The organism is Geminocystis sp. NIES-3708, from assembly GCF_001548095.1.
Taxonomy (GTDB): Bacteria; Cyanobacteriota; Cyanobacteriia; order Cyanobacteriales; family Cyanobacteriaceae; genus Geminocystis.
Genome location: NZ_AP014815.1, coordinates 2,153,986 through 2,175,653 on the forward strand (window position 1 = coordinate 2,153,986; position 21,668 = coordinate 2,175,653).

The 21,668-nt window shown below is 30.8% G+C and carries 17 protein-coding genes; 8 read left to right on the forward strand and 9 right to left on the reverse strand.

All coding sequences use genetic code 11. The annotated features are described in order from the left end of the window. Positions 1 to 190 precede the first annotated feature (190 nt). Positions 191 to 3,238 carry a phosphoenolpyruvate carboxylase gene (gene ppc, locus GM3708_RS09535; protein WP_071827606.1) on the reverse strand — a complete coding sequence of 1,016 codons (3,048 nt, stop codon included), beginning with the start codon at positions 3,236 to 3,238 and terminating at the stop codon, positions 191 to 193. Between the two features lie 548 nt (positions 3,239 to 3,786). After that, positions 3,787 to 3,984 carry a hypothetical protein gene (locus GM3708_RS09540; RefSeq protein WP_066346040.1) on the reverse strand — a complete coding sequence of 66 codons (198 nt, stop codon included), beginning with the start codon at positions 3,982 to 3,984 and terminating at the stop codon, positions 3,787 to 3,789. A gap of 269 nt (positions 3,985 to 4,253) precedes the next feature. On the opposite strand from GM3708_RS09540, the gene GM3708_RS09545 reads away from it, so the two are divergent. Continuing rightward, on the forward strand, positions 4,254 to 5,270 hold the full coding sequence (locus tag GM3708_RS09545; RefSeq protein ID WP_066346042.1) for an AI-2E family transporter: 1,017 nt from the start codon (positions 4,254 to 4,256) through the stop codon (positions 5,268 to 5,270). A 28-nt stretch (positions 5,271 to 5,298) separates the two neighbouring features. Here the strand turns inward: GM3708_RS09545 and GM3708_RS09550 are convergent, their stop codons facing one another. Beyond that, the gene (locus GM3708_RS09550; protein WP_231932892.1) at positions 5,299 to 6,699 is read right to left on the reverse strand and encodes a sensor histidine kinase KdpD; all 1,401 of its coding nucleotides are present in this window, start codon (positions 6,697 to 6,699) and stop codon (positions 5,299 to 5,301) included. A gap of 410 nt (positions 6,700 to 7,109) precedes the next feature. Here GM3708_RS09550 and secA point away from each other — a divergent pair, with 410 nt between their 5' ends. The 3 genes from secA (at position 7,110) to GM3708_RS09565 (ending at position 12,341) form a co-directional block, all read left to right on the forward strand. Beyond that, a complete protein-coding gene (gene secA, locus GM3708_RS09555; protein ID WP_066346046.1) occupies positions 7,110 to 9,929 on the forward strand; it encodes a preprotein translocase subunit SecA in 2,820 nt (939 codons plus the stop codon). A 182-nt stretch (positions 9,930 to 10,111) separates the two neighbouring features. Next, positions 10,112 to 10,456, forward strand: a complete 345-nt coding sequence (locus GM3708_RS09560) for a hypothetical protein (protein ID WP_066346049.1) — start codon at positions 10,112 to 10,114, stop codon at positions 10,454 to 10,456. Positions 10,457 to 10,508: 52 nt separating this feature from the next. Then, the gene (locus GM3708_RS09565) at positions 10,509 to 12,341 is read left to right on the forward strand and encodes a M48 family metallopeptidase (protein WP_066346052.1); all 1,833 of its coding nucleotides are present in this window, start codon (positions 10,509 to 10,511) and stop codon (positions 12,339 to 12,341) included. A gap of 62 nt (positions 12,342 to 12,403) precedes the next feature. Here GM3708_RS09565 and mreD read toward each other — a convergent pair whose 3' ends face one another. Beyond that, complete coding sequence (gene mreD, locus GM3708_RS09570) at positions 12,404 to 12,943, reverse strand: rod shape-determining protein MreD (protein WP_066346055.1); 540 nt, start codon at positions 12,941 to 12,943, stop codon at positions 12,404 to 12,406. Positions 12,944 to 13,292: 349 nt separating this feature from the next. On the opposite strand from mreD, the gene GM3708_RS09575 reads away from it, so the two are divergent. Beyond that, complete coding sequence (locus tag GM3708_RS09575) at positions 13,293 to 13,634, forward strand: hypothetical protein (protein ID WP_066346058.1); 342 nt, start codon at positions 13,293 to 13,295, stop codon at positions 13,632 to 13,634. Positions 13,635 to 13,665: 31 nt separating this feature from the next. Here the strand turns inward: GM3708_RS09575 and GM3708_RS09580 are convergent, their stop codons facing one another. The 5 genes from GM3708_RS09580 to GM3708_RS09600 form a co-directional block, all read right to left on the reverse strand. After that, complete coding sequence (locus GM3708_RS09580; protein WP_066346061.1) at positions 13,666 to 14,487, reverse strand: prohibitin family protein; 822 nt, start codon at positions 14,485 to 14,487, stop codon at positions 13,666 to 13,668. Positions 14,488 to 14,492: 5 nt separating this feature from the next. Continuing rightward, on the reverse strand, positions 14,493 to 15,176 hold the full coding sequence (locus GM3708_RS09585) for a phosphatase PAP2 family protein (protein WP_066346063.1): 684 nt from the start codon (positions 15,174 to 15,176) through the stop codon (positions 14,493 to 14,495). A 30-nt stretch (positions 15,177 to 15,206) separates the two neighbouring features. After that, on the reverse strand, positions 15,207 to 15,605 hold the full coding sequence (locus GM3708_RS09590; RefSeq protein WP_066346065.1) for a hypothetical protein: 399 nt from the start codon (positions 15,603 to 15,605) through the stop codon (positions 15,207 to 15,209). A gap of 67 nt (positions 15,606 to 15,672) precedes the next feature. Next, positions 15,673 to 16,701 (reverse strand): sulfate ABC transporter substrate-binding protein, encoded by a 1,029-nt coding sequence (locus tag GM3708_RS09595; RefSeq protein WP_066346068.1) that lies wholly within the window; start codon positions 16,699 to 16,701, stop codon positions 15,673 to 15,675. Positions 16,702 to 16,939: 238 nt separating this feature from the next. Next, entirely contained in the window at positions 16,940 to 17,959 is a 1,020-nt protein-coding gene (locus GM3708_RS09600; RefSeq protein ID WP_066346070.1) for a sulfate ABC transporter substrate-binding protein, read from the reverse strand. A gap of 267 nt (positions 17,960 to 18,226) precedes the next feature. Here GM3708_RS09600 and GM3708_RS09605 point away from each other — a divergent pair, with 267 nt between their 5' ends. The 3 genes from GM3708_RS09605 to GM3708_RS09615 all read left to right on the forward strand — a co-directional run bounded on the left by GM3708_RS09605 (position 18,227) and on the right by GM3708_RS09615 (position 21,636). Then, positions 18,227 to 18,586 (forward strand): PleD family two-component system response regulator, encoded by a 360-nt coding sequence (locus GM3708_RS09605; RefSeq protein ID WP_066346073.1) that lies wholly within the window; start codon positions 18,227 to 18,229, stop codon positions 18,584 to 18,586. 109 nt (positions 18,587 to 18,695) lie between these two features. Next, positions 18,696 to 19,217, forward strand: coding sequence for a chemotaxis protein CheW (locus GM3708_RS09610; protein ID WP_066346076.1), 522 nt, complete (start codon positions 18,696 to 18,698; stop codon positions 19,215 to 19,217). Between the two features lie 52 nt (positions 19,218 to 19,269). Further along, positions 19,270 to 21,636 (forward strand): methyl-accepting chemotaxis protein, encoded by a 2,367-nt coding sequence (locus GM3708_RS09615; protein WP_066346080.1) that lies wholly within the window; start codon positions 19,270 to 19,272, stop codon positions 21,634 to 21,636. Positions 21,637 to 21,668: the final 32 nt, after the last annotated feature.

The following is a 21,668-nucleotide window of genomic DNA, read 5'->3' on the forward strand; positions in this document are numbered from 1 at the left end:
TTTGATATAAAAATAGGTAATAACTGACTTAGAAGAAAGGAAGACAGGCAGACAGGAAGATTATGTTTTTGTGAATCAATAAAATTCTCTCGAAAATATACAAATATTGAGATTTTTTTTAGCATTCTACTTGTCTTCTTGTCCACCTATCTCGTCTTCACAATTTTTCTTCTAAGAAAATGGGGTGAAATTAGCCAGTATTACGCATACCAGCAGCAATACCATTGATAGTTAATAAAGCACCCCGTAATAACTCCTCTTTGCTATAGCGGAAATGAATTAAACCTGCTTTATCTTGACTGGCGTATTGTCTTAAACGTTTGAGTAAGGATACTTGTAAAAATCCTAGAGGTACTATCGTACCGTTACGCAGTTGCACAGAACGTTGTAACTCAGGATCATTATCAAGTAGTCTTTCTTGCTCATTAATTTGCAAGACAATATCACGACTTAAATAATACTCTTTCGCAATTTGGTTAAATACTTTCTGAAAACGTTCTTTATCTTCATCTTTAGCCAATTCATCGACATAATGACTAGCCATTTGTAAATCGACTTTAGAAAGAGTCATTTCTGCTTTAGAAATAACCATCTTAAAGAAAGGCCATTTTAAATAAAAATAACGCAATAACTTCAAATTTTCCTCTGGTTCTTGATTTAAAAACTCTTGTAATGCCGTACCTACACCATACCATGCAGGAAGTAAAAAACGACTTTGAGTCCAACTAAACACCCAAGGAATCGCTCGTAAAGAAGAAATATCTTTTTTTCCACTGCTACGACGAGCAGGACGAGAACTAATTTGTAATTTACTAATTTCTTCTATGGGAGTAACAGATAAGAAAAAATCAATGAAGTCCGGTTGTTCATATATTAACTGACGATAGGCTTTTCGTGAATATGCCGCAATTTCTTCCATTATCTGATTCCACGGCTCAATATCATCAAAACCACTACCAAGTAAACTAGCTTGAATTACAGCAGTACTAATGGTTTCAAGGTTATATAATGCCAATTCAGGTAAAGAATATTTAGAAGCTAAAACTTCCCCCTGTTCAGTGATTTTAATTCTACCGTCAATGGTGGAGGTAGGTTGTGCTAGAATAGCCGCATAGGCTGGACCTCCTCCTCTACCAACTGAACCTCCACGACCATGAAATATTTTTATGTTAAATCCATACTTATCACCAATTCTGGCAAGGGTTTTTTGAGCTTTATGAATTTCCCAGTTACTGCTTAAAAATCCTGAATCTTTATTACTATCTGAGTAACCCAACATGATTTCCTGTAAGTTTTTGGGGTTTAGTTCTGGTAAAACAAGGTTAGAAGGTAATTTGGCTACATTTTCATATCCTCCCGCTAAACAAGCTCGATACAATGGCAATTCAAATAATTCCGTCATCACCATAGGCGCTCGTTTTAAGTCTTCTACTGTCTCAAATAAAGGCACAATACGAATACTTGTGATTCCTAAAATAGGATCATATAATCCTGCTTCTTTTGCTAGTAATAAAACTTCTAAAACATCACTAACATAATTAGTCATGCTGATAATGTAAGTATGACAAATATCTAAACCAAATTCTGTTTGTAACGCTCTGAGTATTTTAAAGGTTTCAATTGTTTCTCCTGTAGCATCAGAAAAATTAATTTCGCTAGGAATTAATGGGCGACGGGTTTTTAGTTCTTGTACTAACCATGCAGTTTTTTCTGTTTCTGATAATTCTTCATAGGGTTTATCTAAAACTCCTAAATACTCAGCGATTTCACTAAGTGCATCAGAGTGACGAGAAGAATCTTGGCGAAAATCTAAGGGAGTCAAATGAAAACCAAATATTTCTACTTGAGAAATTAAATGATCTAATTCTTTGCATTTTAATCCTGTATTTTCAAGGTTATATTTGATTAAATTAAGATCTTCTAATAAGTCCAATTTAGAGGGATAAAGGCTATCATCTTTATTGGCTAATTTGATTGATTTTCTGGTTTCAGGATCAGATAAAGCTTCGTTTCTTACCTGAGTATTTTTTAATCTTTGCTCAATATAGGCTAATTTTAGGCGATAGGGCTCTTGACGATAACGAACATATAATTTATCGTATAGTTCTGGCATTCCAATGCGATCACGTTCTAAAGAATCTAATAATTCAGGCATCACGTTACACCAGTGTAAAGATAAACTGAGAATATCATTGAGTTGCCCCATGGATTCTAAATATTTATCAATTACAAGGTTACGTTGATAACAAGCCGTTGACCACGTTACTTCAGGTGTTACAAAAGGATTGCCGTCTCGATCTCCTCCTACCCATGATCCAAAATAACAGAATTTGTGAGTAGGAGATTTTAATTTTGGGAAAGTGTTATGTAAAGCCTGTTTAAGACGGATAGATAACTCAGGTAAAGTCTGAAATAAAACTTCTTGGAAATAATGTAAAGCATAATCAACTTCGTCTAAAACCGTTGGCTTAAATTGATGTAGCTCATCTGTACGCCACCACAGACGCACCTCTTCAGTCAAACATTCTCGATAATTCTCAGCCTCCCAAGAATTAGTTAAACCCATAGCACGGAAAGATTCTTCGGCGGCATCTAATTTTTCAAGAAAATGAGAGATACGACGTTGTTTTTTGCGGATAGTATGACGAACAATTTCTGTGGGATGGGCAGTAAAAACTAAGTTAATATCTAATTGATCTAGTAATTGTTGAATTTTTGGGGGCGGCATATTCAACTTTTGGAGATAAGGAAAAAGCCAATGAAAAGTTCCACCACTAGCAGGATTACTTTTCGGATTAAAATAACTTTGTGCTTCTTCTTTAGTATCTAATGTTGTGGGTTGATGATTGTGAGATTCAGGTTTTTGAATTGCGTTAACTTGGTCTTCAGTTGTGGTTCTACGAATTAACTTTTGTGTTCTTTGTTCGTAGTGTTGTTCAACAATATTAATTAATTGAAAATATAACGCAAAAGCTCGAACAGCTTTAATAGCATCATCTAATTCTAATTGTTCAATCCATTTACTTACTGATATATTCTGTGTTTCATTTGTTTGTCCTTCAGGAGAACAAGCCGACTTGAGTTTATCTAATAAATCAACTAATTCTTGTCCACATTCATTAGTTAAGACTGATTCCCATAAATTTTCTACTAATTTGAGTCGGTGACGTAATAACAATTCAGAACTAGAATAAATACTTAATTCTTCTGTATAGTTAGTCATGGCTGAAGTCATCATATTTTTCTTTTATATCTTAATTAATGGGTGTTGATCTTAACTTAAACAAAGGAAATGTTAGAACATAAGGTATAATTTTTGTTTCTTTCACATACTTATAATCGAGCAATAATGGACAATTAATCAGAAAAAACTACCATTACTCACTATTTTAAATTTATAAGTAACTATCAGAAGTTGATATAAAGGGTATTAATCCCATAGTTAATATACAATTTATTTGTCTAAAGACGAATACTTAATAATAGTTAATTATTTTCAAACTGTTTGTTCTCCTTTTTATTAATCAAATCTTATTACTTTAAATTTAAGCAATTCTGATTTTTCCTACTCAATTGTAAGTTAAATAATACGATCCTAGAATTTTAACGGTAATGATCCATCGCATATAGTTTTTTACGATACATTTTTTTAGAGAATGAATAGGTAAGTATAATTGATTGTGAATTTTATTTTGACAAAGCTCTTGATAACAATTGCTTTAAACCCATTACCTACATACAATTAATTTTACTTAAGTACTGATTAAATAATTGATCATTATCCTGCTAATTTTTGGCATTATTGAATTGATGGTTTTTTAAAATCGGCAATCTTTCACCTCTAAAAATCTCCTCACTGGCTTTACCCATATCTTCTAACATCACCACTAATTCAGATTCTACTATTTTTGTAATAATAACCGTTGGAGTAAATAAACTCAAAGCCATTTGAGAAATAAAAGTATTGAAATTATTTTGATTCATTATATTTATTTGTATTTAATAGTATTTATGAACTAATTAACTTAAGACCTATTTACCTGAGATCTTACACTGTTCTCAAAAAAAAGAACCATTGAGATTAATCAAGCAAGAATAAGTTAAAATCTATGGGAAATTACCATATACTTTTTAATTACTTTTTTGGTAAGATTATTTTTTATTACATTTCAAAAGATACATTTAAAAAATTTTTATTATTTGATGTTTTCGATATTTTCTAAAAATTATACATATCATATTTTTTTGTACTTATGAATTTTGGTGAATCTGTCGGTTTTTTATGTTTTTTAATTTCTCTTTATATTCTCTGGCAATTACGTCAATTATTACTATTAATTTTTACTTCGATAATTTTTGCTGTTGTCTTAAATAGGTTAGTAAATAAATTAACTCAATTCAACTTAAATAGAAAAAAATCTATCTTCATAATTATTATCAGCATTATTATTATTATTAATATTTTATTACTGTTAATTTTGCCTCCTTTTATTGAGCAATTTCAATTACTAATTAATCTTTTACCTAAAGTTATCAAAAAAATAACTGAATTTATTAATAATATAGATTATACACAATATCAAATATTATCTCCTCTTAACGATCTTGACAAAATTTTAACAAATTATAGTTTTTCTAGTTTGGCAATTTTCAATAATTTTATTGCTATTTTTTCTAATGTTTTTATCGTCACATCACAACTAATCTTAGTTTTTGTTTTAACAGTTATTTTTCTTTTAAATCCACAACAATATCGTTATTATTTTCTAAAAATATGCCCTTCTTTTTATCGTAACCGTATTGATCATATTCTCAATCAAAGTGAAATTGCTATAGTTAGTTGGTTAAGTGGTATTCTTATTAACTGCGTTTTCATTGCCATTTTAAGCGGTGTTGGTTTATGGATTTTAGGTGTAAAATTAGTATTAGTTCATGCACTTTTAGCTGGATTATTAAACTTTATTCCTAATATCGGACCAACTTTAAGTGTTGTTTTTCCTATTATGATAGCAGTGGTCGATTCACCTTGGAAAATTATTCCTGTGATTATCTGGTATTTTATTGTTCAAAATATCGAAAGTTATTGGTTAACCCCAAAAGTAATGGCTGATAAAGTATCATTATTACCAGCAGTAACTCTTTTTGCACAAATATTTTTTGCCACTTCTTTTGGTTTATTAGGATTATTATTAGCCCTTCCTCTCACCGTTGTGTTTAAAACTTGGATTGATGAAATTTTATTTAAAGATATTTTAGATAGATGGATATAAATAATAATTAATATTTTTTGATTTCTAATTATTTTATTCCTAAAGGTAAAAATATAGTTAAAATTTCCCCTTTATGAGGTTTTTGCTTAATAGTTAATTTACCACCTAAAGCATGAAAAATATTTTTAGTGACATCATGACTTAAAGATAAACTACCTGTATCAGGTTGAAAAAGTAACAATTTACCTAAACATTTGACATGATCATTATTAAAATTTGATTCTGATAAAAACTGTAATTTTAGTTGATTTCCAGCAGGTAAAATTAATACTTCAAAATTACCACCACTAGGTAAATTACGAGTAAATTTTTCGATTAAACTACCTAAAATTTGTGTTAAAATTGCCGGGTCACTAACTATTTTTGGCAATTTTTGTGGTATGATTATGTCCAAAATAATATTACGTCTTTGAGCTTGTTTTTTCCAAGAAGGAATGGTACGATTTAAAATTTCTTCTAAGGAAGTTGGAACTAACTTTACTACTTCTTTTTTTGTCGATTGTGATTCTAATTCTGCTGCCCTAAAAATTAATTCCATACGGTTAATTTGTTCAGTACATTCTTGTTCAATTAGTTCTAAATGTTTAACTAAATCTGGAGTTAATTTTGCTCTTTTAATTAATAATTTAGTAATTGTTTGTATTGTTGTTAAAGGAGTTCTAATTTCATGGGTTAATGCTTGTAATAATTCAAACTCAGGATAAGGAGGTAAAGGAGTTTTTTTCAAAGAAATACTTTGACTTTGACGAGGAATTTTGTTTATTTCTTGTTCAGTTTTCGATGTATTAAAATGTTCTAATTCTTTCAATAAGTAACGAGTAAATTGACTAACTATTTTATAATTAGGAACAATATTAATAAATTTTTTGATTAAATTTTCCAAATATTCAGTTTGATAATTTTGACTAAAAATTAATCTAGTCTTTAATAATAACCATGCTTTTTTTATAATTTCTGGAGTAAAAGAAAATTGAAATCTGGATTGATTATTTTTATCAATGCTCTTGACAATTAAACAGCAAAATTTTTCCGTTAAAATTAAACAAAATTGTTCCTTAATTAAAAGATCATCAATATCTAATACAACATCAATAAAATGTAATGGAGATACTGGCTTAAATGTATGATGAAAATCACAAGGCATTAACGCCATTCTCTTATTATTAGAAGTAGAAAAAACTACTGTTTCTAGTCGAGAAACTAATTTTATATCTGTAATAAGAGGAGTCGGAGAAGAAAAAACTACTCCTTGTATTAATTCATTATTTTTGTTATCAATCCCAATAGTTAAATTTAATAATTTTTCTAAGGAAGCGATCGCTCCATTCCATTCTTGTTGTGCTTTAATTGATATATTCTCACTATTATGGGTAGAATCTTCTAAGTCGTTACCCCAATCATCTTCCATTAAAATATCACTTAAATTCATCTCCAAACAATTAGACAAAATCATGGTTTAATCATCAAAAAAATCCTCCAACAGAAATTAATGATAACTTGTTTAATAGTTTTATTAAAGTGTTATAACCGAACCATTAAGATACTGATTTCCCTTTTAATTTAATAATCCTGAATTTGTGACTAAGTCTTGTCTTTTTATTAAAAGTGAATTTTTTACTTGATACGGTAATGTAAAAAACTAATAAACACCGTAGCATAATTTATATTATGTAAACAACACTGATATTAATAATCCCTAAATTTAATAAAAATACAATCTTAAAAAATAACTATAAATAAAAAATTAATTGTTCATTGTCCATTGTCTATTGTCCATTGCCATAAATGATATGATTAAAAACTAAATAGATATATTAAAGAGATTATAAGAAATTAAATATGTTTAAAAAGCTATTCGGAGATCCTAACGCTCGTAAACTTAAGAAACTACAACCTCTGATTACTGAAATTAGCCTCCTAGAAGAAGATTATAAAAAACTTACCGATGAAGAAATGAGGGCGAAAACAGCTTCTTTTAAAGAAATGTTAGCTAAGGCTAAAAATCGGGAAGAAAGAGATATTCTTTTAGATGAAATATTGGTAGAAGCCTTTGCCCTCGTTAGAGAAGCAGGGGTTAGGGTTTTGGGGATGCGTCACTATGATGTTCAAATGTTAGGAGGTGTAGTATTACATACAGGGCAAATTGCTGAGATGAAAACAGGGGAAGGTAAAACCCTTGTAGCAACCCTTCCAGCTTATCTTAACGGTTTAACAGGAAAAGGTGTTCATGTTGTTACTGTTAATGATTATCTTGCCCGTCGTGATGCAGAATGGATGGGGCAAATTCACCGTTTTTTAGGCTTAAGTGTTGGTTTAATTCAAAGTGGGATGACATCAGGGGAAAGACAAAAAGCCTATAGTGCCGACATTACCTACGCTACAAATAGTGAGTTAGGTTTTGACTATCTGCGAGATAACATGGCAACGGATATTGCTGAAGTGGTGCAAAGAGTGCCTAATTATTGCATTATTGATGAAGTCGATTCTATATTAGTGGATGAAGCTCGTACTCCTTTGATTATATCAGGTCAAGTGGAACGACCGATGGAAAAATATATGGAGGCGGCAAGAATTGCTCAATTATTGAAAAAACAAGAGGAAGAAGGGGATGGCGGAGATTATGAAGTGGATGAAAAAGCCCGTAATGTACTTTTAACCGATGAAGGTTTCGCAAAAGCCGAAGAATTATTAGGGGTAAAAGATTTATATGATCAAGAAAATCCTTGGGCTCATTATATATTTAACGCTATCAAAGCTAAAGAATTATTTACTGCTGATGTCAATTATATTGTCCGTAACAATGAAGTCGTTATCGTCGATGAATTTACTGGTAGAGTTTTAGCTGGTAGAAGATGGAGTGATGGTTTACATCAGGCTATTGAAGCCAAGGAAGGAGTAGAAATTCAAAAAGAAACTCAAACTTTAGCTAGTATTACTTATCAAAATTTCTTTTTACTCTATCCTAAATTATCAGGGATGACAGGTACAGCAAAAACTGAAGAGACGGAATTTGAAAAAGTTTATAAGCTAGAAGTAAGTATTATTCCCACAAATCGCCCTTCTGACAGAGCGGATTTACCCGACGTCGTTTATAAAAATGAAATGGCAAAATGGAAAGCCGTTGCTGAGGAATGTCAAGAAATGCACGAAACGGGCAGACCTGTATTAATTGGTACTACCAGTGTTGAAAAATCAGAATTATTGGCAAGATTATTAGTAGAAAGAGAAATCCCCCATCAAATTCTCAATGCACGCCCAGAAAACGTGGAAAGAGAATCTGAAATTGTCGCTCAGGCAGGAAGAAAAGGTGCTATTACGATCGCTACAAACATGGCGGGGCGTGGTACAGATATTATTCTTGGTGGTAACTCTGACTATATGGCACGATTGAAAATTCGGGAATATTTCATGCCTCAAATGGTTACTCCTGAGAATGATCAATTTATGGTAAATGTACCCGGAATTGATATGAATAAACGTCCAAAAGGACAAGGTTTTGGTGCTAATGGTGACGGTAAAAAAGTCAAAAACTGGAAACCTTCCTCCGATATTTTTCCTTGTCAGTTATCTTCTGAAACCGAAACAAAATTAAAAGAAGCCGTAAAATTTGCCGTTGAAACCTATGGGCAACAAAGTCTTTCAGAGTTAGATGCTGAAGAAAAAATTGCCATCGCCGCTGAAAAAGCTCCCACCAATGACGCTGTAATTTTAAAATTAAGAGAGGTTTATCGAGCAATTCGTCAAGATTATGACAGTTTAACTGATAAAGAACATGAATTAGTAGTGGAAAAAGGCGGTTTACACGTTATTGGCACAGAAAGACACGAATCAAGACGTATAGACAATCAATTAAGAGGTAGAGCAGGAAGACAAGGAGATCCGGGTTCAACACGTTTCTTTTTAAGCCTAGAAGACAATTTATTGCGGATTTTCGGCGGTGATAGAGTCGCTGGTTTAATGAATGCCTTTCGAGTTGAAGAAGATATGCCCATCGAATCAGGGATGTTAACTCGCTCACTAGAAGGGGCACAGAAAAAAGTCGAAACTTTCTATTACGATGCCCGTAAGAGCGTTTTTGAGTATGATGAAGTTATGAATAACCAACGTCGTGCTATATATGCTGAGCGTCGTCGGGTGTTAGAAGGAAGAGAATTAAAAGAGCAAGTATTGCAATATGCTACTCAGACAATGGATGAAATTGTGGATGCTTACGTTAACCCTGAATTACCCCCTGATGAGTGGAATTTAGAAGGTTTAGTTAATAAGGCTAAAGAATTTATTTACTTATTAGAAGATGTCACTGTTAAAGACTTGGAAGACATGACGGTAACAGAAATGAAAACTTTTCTTCATGAAGAGGTGCATAAAGCTTATGATTTAAAAGAAAATCAAGTGGAACAATTACAATCTGGTTTAATGCGACAAGCGGAAAGATTCTTTATTCTTCAACAAATTGACACTTTGTGGCGTGAACACTTACAAGCTATGGACGGTTTACGAGAATCTGTCGGTTTGAGAGGTTACGGACAAAAAGATCCGTTAATCGAATATAAACAAGAAGGCTACGAAATGTTTTTAGAGATGATGATTGACATTCGCCGAAATGTGGTTTATTCTCTATTTCAGTTTCAACCTCAAGCACAACCCCAATCGGTTTAATAAATCATAGGTAATAGGTATCTTGTATGTAATTAGTAAATTTTAATGGCGAAACCCAATTTTAGTATGCTTTTTTTGGGTTTCCTATCCTCAACTTCCCCGATAATAATTGAATCGTTTAAAGTATTCATTATTAATTATTCATTGTTCATTAATTAATTATTCATTATTCATTATTTCTGATGCTAAGTCGTCAAAAAGAAACTGTTGAAATAGTAGCCTTAACAAAATTAACTCCAGAAGAAAAGCGTTTTCAAGAAGAAAAATTAAGAGATATTTACTTACTTTTAGAAAACTTAGCACTCAATGAAGAAATGACAATTAAACTTATAATTGATTGTCTTTATGATATTGGAATTATAAACTTAATTAATAAAAAAATTTCTAATCGTTCAATGAATAAACTAGCTAAATTTTTATCGGGTACTCCTAAGCCTTTAGTAAAAATTATTGCATGGCAATGGGTGAAAAAAAATCTGCCCAGTAAAGTTTCTAATTGGCTTTATAATAAAGTTAAATTTAAGTAATTCTCTTTCTCAATCAATAGGAAAAATAATATTAAATTGTTAAGATACAATAATGTTAGACACTAAAATTATACATAAATATAAAATTGCTGAAAATAATAATAATACTTATTTACTTTTCATATTAAATAAAGCTGATTTAGATATAAATTTTTTGAATAAAGTTGACTGGAATTGGTTGGAAAATAAATATCCTGAAGTTTATAATTTTTTGTACAAAAATAAAGAGAAGAGAAATAGTAAGATAATCTCTTTAGCTAAAGATTTTTTTACTCCCATTTATAATAAATATAGTTTCTTATTTATCTCTACTCCCAGTGATATTTTAGGATATAAGCATAATTTTAGTACTGAATATTGTATCAAAATATTTCAACAATCAATATCGTCTATATTAATCAAACTTGACTCAGGAAATTTATTAAGTTATGATGAAATTAATTATCTCAAAGCAAATAGATTAGATGAAGTAAAATTCAACAAAGTATTAGATTTTCTCAACCTTAAAAAAAAATATAATGCTATTGAATATTCTAATATCTCTCCTGATGATCGTTTATATACTATTTTAAAAAAATTAGAAAATCAAATACAGTTAACGGATAAAGATTTAAGATTTATTCAAAAAAATCATCTAACTTTCATTCTCAAAGAGTATGAATTACAAGAAAAAAAAAGAGAAAAACATTTTTTAGAACTCAAACAAAAATATCACGCTGTTTCTTGTGTAGAAACATCTCCTAATAGTATTTTATACCAAATTTTAAAAAATATTGAGGGTTGTCAATTCTTAAAAACTCATGAAATTAATTGGCTAACATCCAACAATCTTAATGATACCTTAAATATCGCTAATTTTATCGCTTTAAAATCTAAGTATGAAGCAACAGAAAATCAAGATTTATCTTTGACAAGTCATTTATATAAAGTGCTTCAAAAAATTAATTCGGATACTCCTTTACCTGAAACAGATATTAACTTTTTGAATAAGAGAAAATTAACAAAAACAATTAATATTGCTGTTGAAAAATATGCTAGTTTTCTGGTTAATAAAATATCTTTAGGAGAAGAATTAAATAAACAAGAATTAGATTGGATTGAGAAAAATAAGAAAAAAGATGTTATTAAATTAGGTAAAACTAAGCATTTTAATCAGTTAAAAGAGAAATATGAGGTAGAAGCTTTTTCTGATGATTTTCCAGAAAGTAAATTATATTTAATTTTACAAAAATTGGACAATAATAAAAGGTTAGATACGACAGAAATAGTCTATTTACAAGAGAATAAATTACCGACAAATCAAAGATTATATAATTTTGAATATAAAGAAAAAACTTTATTTAGTGGCAAGATATATATTTGTTATCACACTATAGAAGCTCAATTTTATGAAGATGATTATAAAAAAACTGGAAATAGGTGGAATCTTCCCAATATTAGCAGTCATTGGCGTAAAGCACAGCAACCAAAAAAAGCTTTGCAATCAACAGAAAATATAAACTTTGATCAGCTCAAAGAAGATAAATTAAAATCCGCTATTTTAACGACTAGAGGAGGAAGTTTTCGAGATATTGATAACTTAAATGAAGCAGAAAAATGTGCTAGACAAGCAATAAAATTTCAGCCGTCAAGTCATCATCCTTACACTTTAATGGGTGCAATTTGTTTTGATCGTTACCAATATAATGAAGGAGAAAAATGGTTTGCGGAAGCAATAAAAAGAGGAGCTTCTCCTAATTCTATTGACTCAGAAATCAAGAAATCAATTGAAAGAATGAAAGATAAGCAAAAAAGAGATAAAATAATTAAGGATTTACTAAAAAAAGATCCACAACGTTATAATTGGGCTAGGAAATATTTAAACAAAAAAAGTAACTTAAAATGATTTGATTAATTTCAAACTATGCACTTATACTATAAGATTTGTTAAGTTTAAATAACATTTTCTTATTTCTCATGAGGTAAGGGACTTAAAATATAATCAAGAGGATAATATATTAAAGGAGTCCATAAACTGCTAATAATGGCAGAAGTTAAAGAATTTTTTTGATAATTTAACCATATATCGATTAAAGGTATTTCAGTTTGAAGACTGTATTGTAAGGCTATAATTGTCTCATTAATAATTGCCATTCCAAAAACTATTAAAGTTAGGGAAATAACATCTTCTTTAACATACTTATCTTTATAAACATTGCTAGTAAATAAACTCACTATCACTAAACCTAAAATATGAGAAGGGAAAAAACCTGTTAAACTATCCCATATCAATCCTAAACAAATAGCCGCTACGATACTTTGCCATAAATTGCGCTTAACACTCCAAATTACTAACCAAATTAATAACCAATTCGGAGTTATCCCAATTAATTCTAATCCTGAAATTCTTACTAATAATAATAAACAACAAATAATTAACGAAAAAATAATTAAAAATATTCGTAACCAATAATTATTTTTCCAACTTATATCTAGTATTTTTAACATTAATATATTAATAATTAGGGTTTGCTCATGGGAGTCAGAAAACTATAAAAATTAGGTATCAAGAAATACTAATACTAAATTAACAAAAAAGTACGACATTTTGGTTATTTTTATTCAATAACTCAATATTTCTGTATTTAGTCTTAATACTAAAATAGACATCTTTATTTATAAGTATTTCTCTTATGTGCTATTTGGTATCTTCATCACTCATACTTAAAAATTTAAGTTTTTGGGCTTTTATTAATACTTTGCAATTATTTACGATCAGCTAAAATAAATTTTGTCATAATAAAGATAGACTAAATAATTTTTATAAGTAGTTCAATCTTAAATCAAGGAGGATAAAATGAACACTGTTAATAAAATTTTATCAATCACTGGTATTGGGGTTATTTCAATATTAGGAATTAATCCCGGTGGGAATGTTGTTGTAGCACAAATTAGAGGACAAGATTCTCAACAATTTTTTGATCGTGGGAATCAAATTATGGAGCAACAAATTCAACAAATTGAACAAGAAAATCGACAACAAATTCAAGTCAATAAAACTGAAAAAGAGAATGAATTAGAGACAGAATTAGAAATAAAATCTCCCGATAATGTAGAAGTAAAAGAAGTACCTGATTCGTCAGTACAATTAGAAGATAATGTACCAGAATCTCCTAACGAAGAAATTAAAATCAACTAGGTTTTTTTCTCAAATTATAAATATTAATAATTTACTTACTTTTTTTTGGTAGATTCTGCCAATCTTCTAAGTCTAAATTGAATAGTTTTATATCATCTTTACCCATCATTAAAGGTAAATTTCCATTCCATTGATTAATTGCTTGTCTTTTTAAAATTTCTGGGGTTAGAGATTCTTGCAAAATACGGTGGGCTTCTGCTTCTCCTTTCGCTAAACTGATATTAACCTCTGCATCTTTTTGAGCTTTTAGGACTTTAAAACCTGCTTTTTTTGCCTCTTGTTCTGCAATTTGTTTGGCTTCTACGGCTTCAATAAAGTGATCAGAAAAGTCAATATGAACTAAAGATATATCATCAACTTCTACGAAATATTTATTTAATCTGCGGGTTAATAATAAATCAATTTCTCTTTTTAACTCTTCTCTTTTAAGGATGATTTCTTCGGCAGTGTATTTAGCTAAAACAGCTTTAACGATTTCTTGAATTGCTGGATTAATGATACTTTGAATCATATCATTTTCTGTACCAATTTGCTGAAAAATTAAATTAACCTTATGGGGATTTAAGTGCCAATTTAAAGCAATTTCATTAAATACTTCCTGTAAATCTTTTGTGGATGCTTCTGTCCTAATTTCTTCTTTTTGAATCCTAACTGTTATTTTTTGTACAGTATTAACTAAAGGAAGAATAAAATGTATTCCTTCTTCTAAAATATCTTTTTGCACTTCCCCGAAACGCATTAAAATACCCCTTTCACCTGCATTAACAATGGCAAAAGGGTTGAGTACAATTATAAGAATTAAAGATAAAAAAAGTAAGTTAATGGGTTTAGATAAAAATTTATTTTTGCCCATAAATTTTAGTTAGTATTTTTGTTGTTTTCAGGGAAATTAAATAAAAATGTTACTAGGGTTGTCCATGCTATAGCTAATAACCATCCTCCTAGTATATCACTAGGGAAATGAACTCCTAAATATAAACGAGTCCAAGCGATGGAAATTACATAAATTCCAGCTAAAATCAAGATCAATGGGTTTTTAAAACTATCCCAAAAAATGACTAAAATAGTTAAAGCGAGAGTCATACTAGCCATAGCGTGACCACTTGGAAAAGAAAAGTCTGAAGGAAAAGGATAACCAGATTCCCATAAATGGGGACGAGGACGATGGAATATTATTTTGATGATAAAATTAACTATTGCACTGCTAAAAATGCTGATAGTTAAATAAGTTAATGAACCTTTTTTTCTTAAAAATAAAAGTAATAAAATAATCGGAGTTATTAATAGCAAAATTAATCTAAATCCACCAAAATTAGTTAAAACGGAGGCAAAATTATCTAAAAAAGGTTGAGAGCTTTTATGAATATGAGATAAAATCAAAATATCCCATGAAAAATTACTATCTTTTAAAGAAATAATATTTAAGGCTAAAATTAAAAAAGTAACTAAAGGCAGTACCAACCCCCAAATAATTATTTTATGATTATGCTGAAATCTTTTATAAGTAGTTTTAATATATTTGTTGAAAGTTATATTTTGCATTTTTATAGATAATTTTAGTCGGAAACATGATTAAAAAACATTTGTGCTAGTTAAAAAAGAGGGTAATGAAAAATCTAATAAATTATTTTGCCATAAAATTACCATTAAAAAAGTAAAGGCAGTAGAAGTTCCTACACCCATCCAAATATTTTTAGCTAAATTTTGTTTTTCATCCGATTTATTAATCAAGTTTACTGTACCTAATTGCATCAGAATAATACCAATAATATTTGATAACCAATAACCAATAATAGATGCAGGAATCAATAATTCAGAGGAAAAAATACTGATAAATTTGCCAAACCCATAGGCAATAGGTAAATTAAAAATTAAGTCATTCCACCAACATAAAGGAGATAATAAAAAACCGATTATAAAGATAAGGCTATTTTTTAATTTTTCCAATGTAATAAAATTAGTAAAATTCATATTAATTAAAATTATATTAATTAAAATTTGTTATATTATTTATTAGCTGTTAATTATTAATTGTTTATTAGCCTCTTTTTCGATTAATTTGATCAAAAATAGCTTTATCTGCAAAAAATTGAGATTGAATTTCTCCCCAACCCCCAAAATCCTTAACGGTTACTAATTTTTTCACCGCAGGATATTGAGATGCAAATTCTTTTGCCACTTGAGGATTTGTCGAACGAAACCCAACACTAGCAAATTCTCTTTGTGCTTCGGGAGTGAAAAGAAATTGTACAAAGGCTTCGGCAACTTTTCTCGTACCGTGTTTATCAACATTTTTATCTACCACTGCCACGGGGTTATCAATGGAAATATTATAGTCTGTGGGAACATAAAATGGTACTTTTGAACCTTTTTTCTTAGCTAAAATTGCCTCATTTTCATAGTTTAACAACACATTACCCCTACCTCTTTTATAAAATACATCACTAGCTTCCCTTGCATCTTTCGGTAATTGAGGTACTGGTATATTACCATAAATTCTCTCAACGAAACTTCTAGCTTGAGCTTCTGTGCCACCATTGAGGGCAACTGAACCCCATAAACCCAAAAAATTCCATTGTGCCCCACCAGAAGTTTTAGGATTAGCGGTAATCACCTTGACATTTTCATTGACTAAATCTGACCATTTTCTGGGTTTTACGCCTTTTTCTCTTGTTATAAAAGTCATGACTGATTTAGTAACGATGGCATTATTTGGTGCTCTGCTTTCCCATCCGGGTTTAATCAATCCTGCTTTTTCAACTTTTTTGGTATCCCCTGCTAAAGCTAAGGCAGCGACATCAGCTTCTAAACCATTAATAATAGCTTTTGTTTGAGTACCAGAACCAGCATAGCTTTGACGAAAAACCACATTTTGTCCTGTTTTCTTTTTCCATTCAGCAGTAAATTTAGGAATAATTTTCGAGTAAGCACTTTGAGTAACGGCATAAGAAACAAGCGTTACGGTAAGAGGCTGTTGGGCAGTAGCGGTGAAATTAAAGGAAAATAAAAGTGTGATGCTTAAAGTGGCTAATCCTAAACCAATTAATCGTAAATATTTAGAAAACATAGTTATATATTAGAGAATGGGCAACGAGCAATAGGCAATGGTATTAAAAGAAAAAACTCGATTTTAAATACTTTTTTGTTAATATATAGCAGTTTTAAACCCTTAATTATTTATATATTTTCATACATTAATCATAAATAGAATTAATGATAATAAGGGGTTGAATTCCCCTTACCGTCATAAAATTAATTTTATTTAAGCTACTTAAATTAAGTTATTTTTGAGAAAATATTAACTACTATTTACTTCTCATAATCTGATCAAAAATTCCTTTGTCTGCAAAAAATTTAGAATCAATTTGATTCCATCCGCCTAAATCTTTAACAGTAACTAACTTTTTAATGGTAGGGTATTGTTTAGAAAATTCTTTTGCCACTTGAGCATTTGTCGAACGAAAACCAACTTTTGCAAACTCCCTTTGAGCTTGAGGAGTAAAGGTAAATTTAACAAAGGCTTCTGCTACTTTTCTTGTCCCTTTTTTATCAACATTTTTATCGACAACGGCAATGGGATTATCAATGGAGATATTAACATCTGTGGGTACAAAGTAAGGATCTTTTGCACCTTTTTGTCTGGCTAAAATAGCTTCATTTTCGTAGTTTAACAATACATCTCCTTGCCCTTGTTTGATAAATACGTCAGTGGATTCTCTGGCATCTTTAGGTAATACAGGTACAGAATTATAAACTTTATCCACAAAAGTTTTTGCTTGAGCTTCTGTACCACCTTTAGCTGTAACTGATGACCAAAGTGCTAAAAAGTTCCATTTTGCACCACCAGATGTTTTCGGGTTAGCGGTAATCACTTTAATTTTAGGATCTGCTAATTGTGACCAATTTTTAATTTGAGGTTTACCAGGGCGAGTAATAAAAGCAACCACCGATTTAGTAACGATAGCATTGTTAGGAGATTCTTTTTCCCATCCGGGCTTAATTAATCCTGCTTTTTCAATTTTAGAGGTATCTCCTGCTAAAGCTAAAGCGACAACGTCAGCTTCTAAACCATCAATAACTGCACGAGTTTGAGAACCTGAACCACCATAACTTTGTTTAAAAATTACATTTTGACCTGTTTTCTTTTTCCAATCGGCTGTAAATTGAGGAATAATTTTTGAGTAAGCACCTTGAGTTACAGCATAAGAAACAAGGGTTATTTCTATGGGTTTTTGAGCGTTAGCAGCTACATTGGGGAATAAAACCGAAACTGATAGACTAGCTAAACCTAAACCAATTAAACTGAGGCTTTTTCTACGAAACATTGTTTATCTCTATACGCATTATAAGTTTTAATAAACAAATCTAGTTGTCTTTATCAATTTAGCTTTAGAAGCTTATCTTCCCCAGATCGTTTCAGATCTTTGATGGAGTAACTATCATGGCATCAATGATTAACTGACAACCCTATTTGTTTCTCAGAAAGATTATAACGAATTTTAAAAAGTTTTTCAATACATTTTAGATAGTAGTCAAATTCCCAGAACGAAGATATAATAAAATTGAAATGATTTAAAAATGTAATAGAAATCATGCAAATTTTGGTGGTAGATGATTTAAAGTCAGAACTAGATTTAATTACTGAATATCTCAGTACCAGTGGTTATAGCGTTATCTCTGCGAATAATGGTAAAGAAGCTTTAGAAAAAATTTTGGAGAATAAACCTGATGCTATTGTTACTGATTGGATGATGCCAGAAATGGGAGGCTTAGATTTGTGTCGTCAACTGAAAAAGAATCCAAACACCGCTGATATTCCAATCATCGCTTGTACTGCTAAAGATAAAGATGTTGATCGACTTTGGGCAAAAAAACAAGGGGTTAAGGCTTATCTCGTTAAACCTTGTACAAAAGAAGAATTGATTAATGCAGTTCAATCCATAAGCAAATAAGATTGTATTTTATTTCAATTGAAAGTAAAATGTTTGTAAAAGTCAGGAAAATCAGTATTAACTGATACTAATTTTTGTTGATGTATTTCTGAGATGAGTATTAAATGCCATGTCCACAACTTCCTCTCTAGCTAGACTCCAAGAATTATTACCTCAATTATTTCAAAGTGTTGAAATTAAGGGCGATCGTTATTTGCGTTTTGAGATCAATAAATTATCCGCCTTGATTCCGATGATAAGTATTCAAGAATCTTTATTAGTATCTGGGGAAAAAATTACGCCTATTCCAAAAATGCCTTCATCCATGATAGGGATAATAAGTTCCAGGGATACGGTGTTTTGCGTGTTTGATTTAAGACAATTAATGGGTTTATCTTCTTTATCCAATTATTTAAGACAGTATCATATTGTTGTACTAAAAGATTCTTCAGAATTACTAATTGGTATCGCCGTAGATAAAATTCAAGGAGTTACCCGTATTTCACAGGAGGAAATTTTAGATTTATTCTCAACTAAAAACCTTTTTCCAATGGAGAAAAATTATTTCCAAAAATTTGTCAAACAAAAAGAGCAAGAATTATTAATTTTAGATTTGCCAACATTATTTTCTGAGATTAAACAATCCCATTAAGGACTTTTAAAGCATATTTCACCACCTAATAAAAACACAGTTGAGGGTAATTATGACTATATCTAACAATAAAAATCTGATCAAAGAACAAGTATTATCTCATTCTCTGATAAGAAAAAATATCATTCATGAAGTATTATCCGATTTTCAAAATAAATTTTTCCCTCAAAATATCTCTCAATCTTCTCGTCGCACTTTACGCAATCAGTTATTAATTACTGTTTTACCTACTGTGATTATACCTTTGGCGATCGCCTCTGGAGTAGCCATTAATTTCACTCAACGTCAAGCAAAAGATAGATTAGAAGTTGATACCATTCAAACTTTAAGATTAGCCGCCGAAGCCACTCGACAATCAATGGAGGAGATTTTTGAAGTGACAGATATTTTAGAGGCAAATCCTACCATAACAAATGCTTTAAAAGTTGCCTCTGAAGATGTGCAAAAAAATCAATTACCAAAAAAAATACCTGCTGTTAATGACTATTTAAAGTTACTTAGCGATAGAAAACAGTTAGATAATATTATTATTATTGAAGAAAAAGGCAACGGTATTGGTTATAGCCAGAAACCTTCAGATATTGTAGAAACAACTTATCCTTGGTGGGATTCTGTTTCTTTGGATAACAGGAGAGTAATTGAACCAGCTTACTTTGATGAAGCCTCTGGCACTGCTTTTGTTACCTTAATTAGAACTATAAAAGATCCTATTTCTACTAATTTTTTAGGCATCACTAAAGTTAGTAAATCCATTGAATTTTTAAATGAACAAATTTTCGATTCTTTAAAAGTAAAAATTTCTGATGCACAACAAGTACAAGTAATTAGTGTAAGTTCTGGAGAAGCCTTAAGTAGTTTTACGGTGGAAGAAGCTACGGCTTTAGGAGAAGTTAACGGAGGTAAACCATTAATCGAAGCGATACAGCTTTTTCAAAGTTCAGTTACTGATAGTCCTGAAGAGCCACAAGAAGTAATCAAGAAATTGCAAGGTAAAAATGGTATTTCTAACGTCAATATTACCAATACTGTTACCGATGAATTAGTATTATCTTTTGAATTACAAAATCGTATTTTTAACATTCTCAATGTGCCTGAAAGTGATTTGGCGGTAGTAGCGTCGGTGGCAAAAAGTGAGATTGCTCAGGCAGGGCAAGAATTAGCTCTGAATTTAACTTTCATTGCCGTGGTATTAGCAGCGATCGCCACAGGGGTTGTAATATTATTAGCTAGACAATTATCTTTACCTTTAACCAATTTAACCAAGAAAGCTCAACAGGTAGCAGAAGGTAACTTAGATGTACAAGTAGAGTTACAAGGTACATTAGAAACCTATACTTTAGGGAATAATTTTAATAACCTAGTAAAACGGGTAAATAACCTCATTACAGAACAAACAAAGGTAGCACAGGAGCGAGAGAAAGAAAAAGAAGCCTTAGAAGGGTCAATTTATACCCTCTTAGAAGAAGTACAAGACGCATTGGACGGAGATTTGACGGTTAAAGCCAGTTTAGACTCCATAGAAATTAGTACCGTCGCTGATTTAATTAACGCTATTATTGACAACTTACGAGAGATTGCGATTCAGGTAAAACAATCCACAACTCAAGTAGGATCATCATTAACAGAAAATCAATTATCGATTCAAGAATTAACTCAACAGGCTATTAAAGAAGCTCAAGCCACTAATAATACTTTAGAATCTGTGCAAGAAATGTCAAAGTCGATAGAAGTTGTGGCAGAAAACGCTAACCAAGCCGCAACTCTGGCAGAAGATGCTTTTAGGGAAACTCAAGAAGGTACGCAAGTTATGGATGATACGGTAAGTAGTATTGTCTCTTTGAGAAAAACCGTAGGAGAAACAGCGAAAAAAATGAAGCGTTTAGGAGAATCTTCCCAGAAAATTTCTCAGGTGGTGTCTTTAATTGAAGAAATAGCTTTAAAAACCAACTTATTAGCTATTAACGCTAGTGTTGAGGCAAGTAGAGCGGGGGAACAAGGACAAGGTTTTACGATTGTAGCAGAACAAGTTGGAGCATTAGCAGAACAATCCGCAATGGCAACGAAGGAAATTGCCAAAATTGTTGCCAATATTCAGTTAGAAACTCAAGAAGTAACCCAAGCGATGGAAGTAGGTACAACTCAAGTAGTTGATAGTACTCGATTAGTGGAAGCCACCAAGCAACGTTTAGAAAAAGTTTTAGTGCGATCGCAATCCATTAACGAATTAATGCAATCCATTTCTCAAGCAACAGTAACCCAAACAGATACTTCATCTTTGGTAACAGAATTAATGCAACAAATTGCTAGTTATTCGGAAGAAAGACTGAAATCTTCTCAACAGGTATCAGAATCAATGCGTAACACCGCACAAGTTGCTCAAAAGTTACAATCTGCTGTTGAACAATTCAAAGTTGAATAAATAATTAATAAGAAAATTGGTTTTAATGATTC

Bases quoted from the DNA above. Each gene is read 5' to 3' on its own strand.
- ppc (WP_071827606.1), bottom strand. From the start codon at position 3,238: ATGATGACTTCAGCCATGACTAACTATACAGAAGAATTAAGTATTTAT.
- GM3708_RS09540 (WP_066346040.1), bottom strand. From the start codon at position 3,984: ATGAATCAAAATAATTTCAATACTTTTATTTCTCAAATGGCTTTGAGT.
- GM3708_RS09545 (WP_066346042.1), top strand. From the start codon at position 4,254: ATGAATTTTGGTGAATCTGTCGGTTTTTTATGTTTTTTAATTTCTCTT.
- GM3708_RS09550 (WP_231932892.1), bottom strand. From the start codon at position 6,699: ATGAATTTAAGTGATATTTTAATGGAAGATGATTGGGGTAACGACTTA.
- secA (WP_066346046.1), top strand. From the start codon at position 7,110: ATGTTTAAAAAGCTATTCGGAGATCCTAACGCTCGTAAACTTAAGAAA.
- GM3708_RS09560 (WP_066346049.1), top strand. From the start codon at position 10,112: ATGCTAAGTCGTCAAAAAGAAACTGTTGAAATAGTAGCCTTAACAAAA.
- GM3708_RS09565 (WP_066346052.1), top strand. From the start codon at position 10,509: ATGTTAGACACTAAAATTATACATAAATATAAAATTGCTGAAAATAAT.
- mreD (WP_066346055.1), bottom strand. From the start codon at position 12,943: ATGTTAAAAATACTAGATATAAGTTGGAAAAATAATTATTGGTTACGA.
- GM3708_RS09575 (WP_066346058.1), top strand. From the start codon at position 13,293: ATGAACACTGTTAATAAAATTTTATCAATCACTGGTATTGGGGTTATT.
- GM3708_RS09580 (WP_066346061.1), bottom strand. From the start codon at position 14,487: ATGGGCAAAAATAAATTTTTATCTAAACCCATTAACTTACTTTTTTTA.
- GM3708_RS09585 (WP_066346063.1), bottom strand. From the start codon at position 15,176: ATGCAAAATATAACTTTCAACAAATATATTAAAACTACTTATAAAAGA.
- GM3708_RS09590 (WP_066346065.1), bottom strand. From the start codon at position 15,605: ATGAATTTTACTAATTTTATTACATTGGAAAAATTAAAAAATAGCCTT.
- GM3708_RS09595 (WP_066346068.1), bottom strand. From the start codon at position 16,701: ATGTTTTCTAAATATTTACGATTAATTGGTTTAGGATTAGCCACTTTA.
- GM3708_RS09600 (WP_066346070.1), bottom strand. From the start codon at position 17,959: ATGTTTCGTAGAAAAAGCCTCAGTTTAATTGGTTTAGGTTTAGCTAGT.
- GM3708_RS09605 (WP_066346073.1), top strand. From the start codon at position 18,227: ATGCAAATTTTGGTGGTAGATGATTTAAAGTCAGAACTAGATTTAATT.
- GM3708_RS09610 (WP_066346076.1), top strand. From the start codon at position 18,696: ATGTCCACAACTTCCTCTCTAGCTAGACTCCAAGAATTATTACCTCAA.
- GM3708_RS09615 (WP_066346080.1), top strand. From the start codon at position 19,270: ATGACTATATCTAACAATAAAAATCTGATCAAAGAACAAGTATTATCT.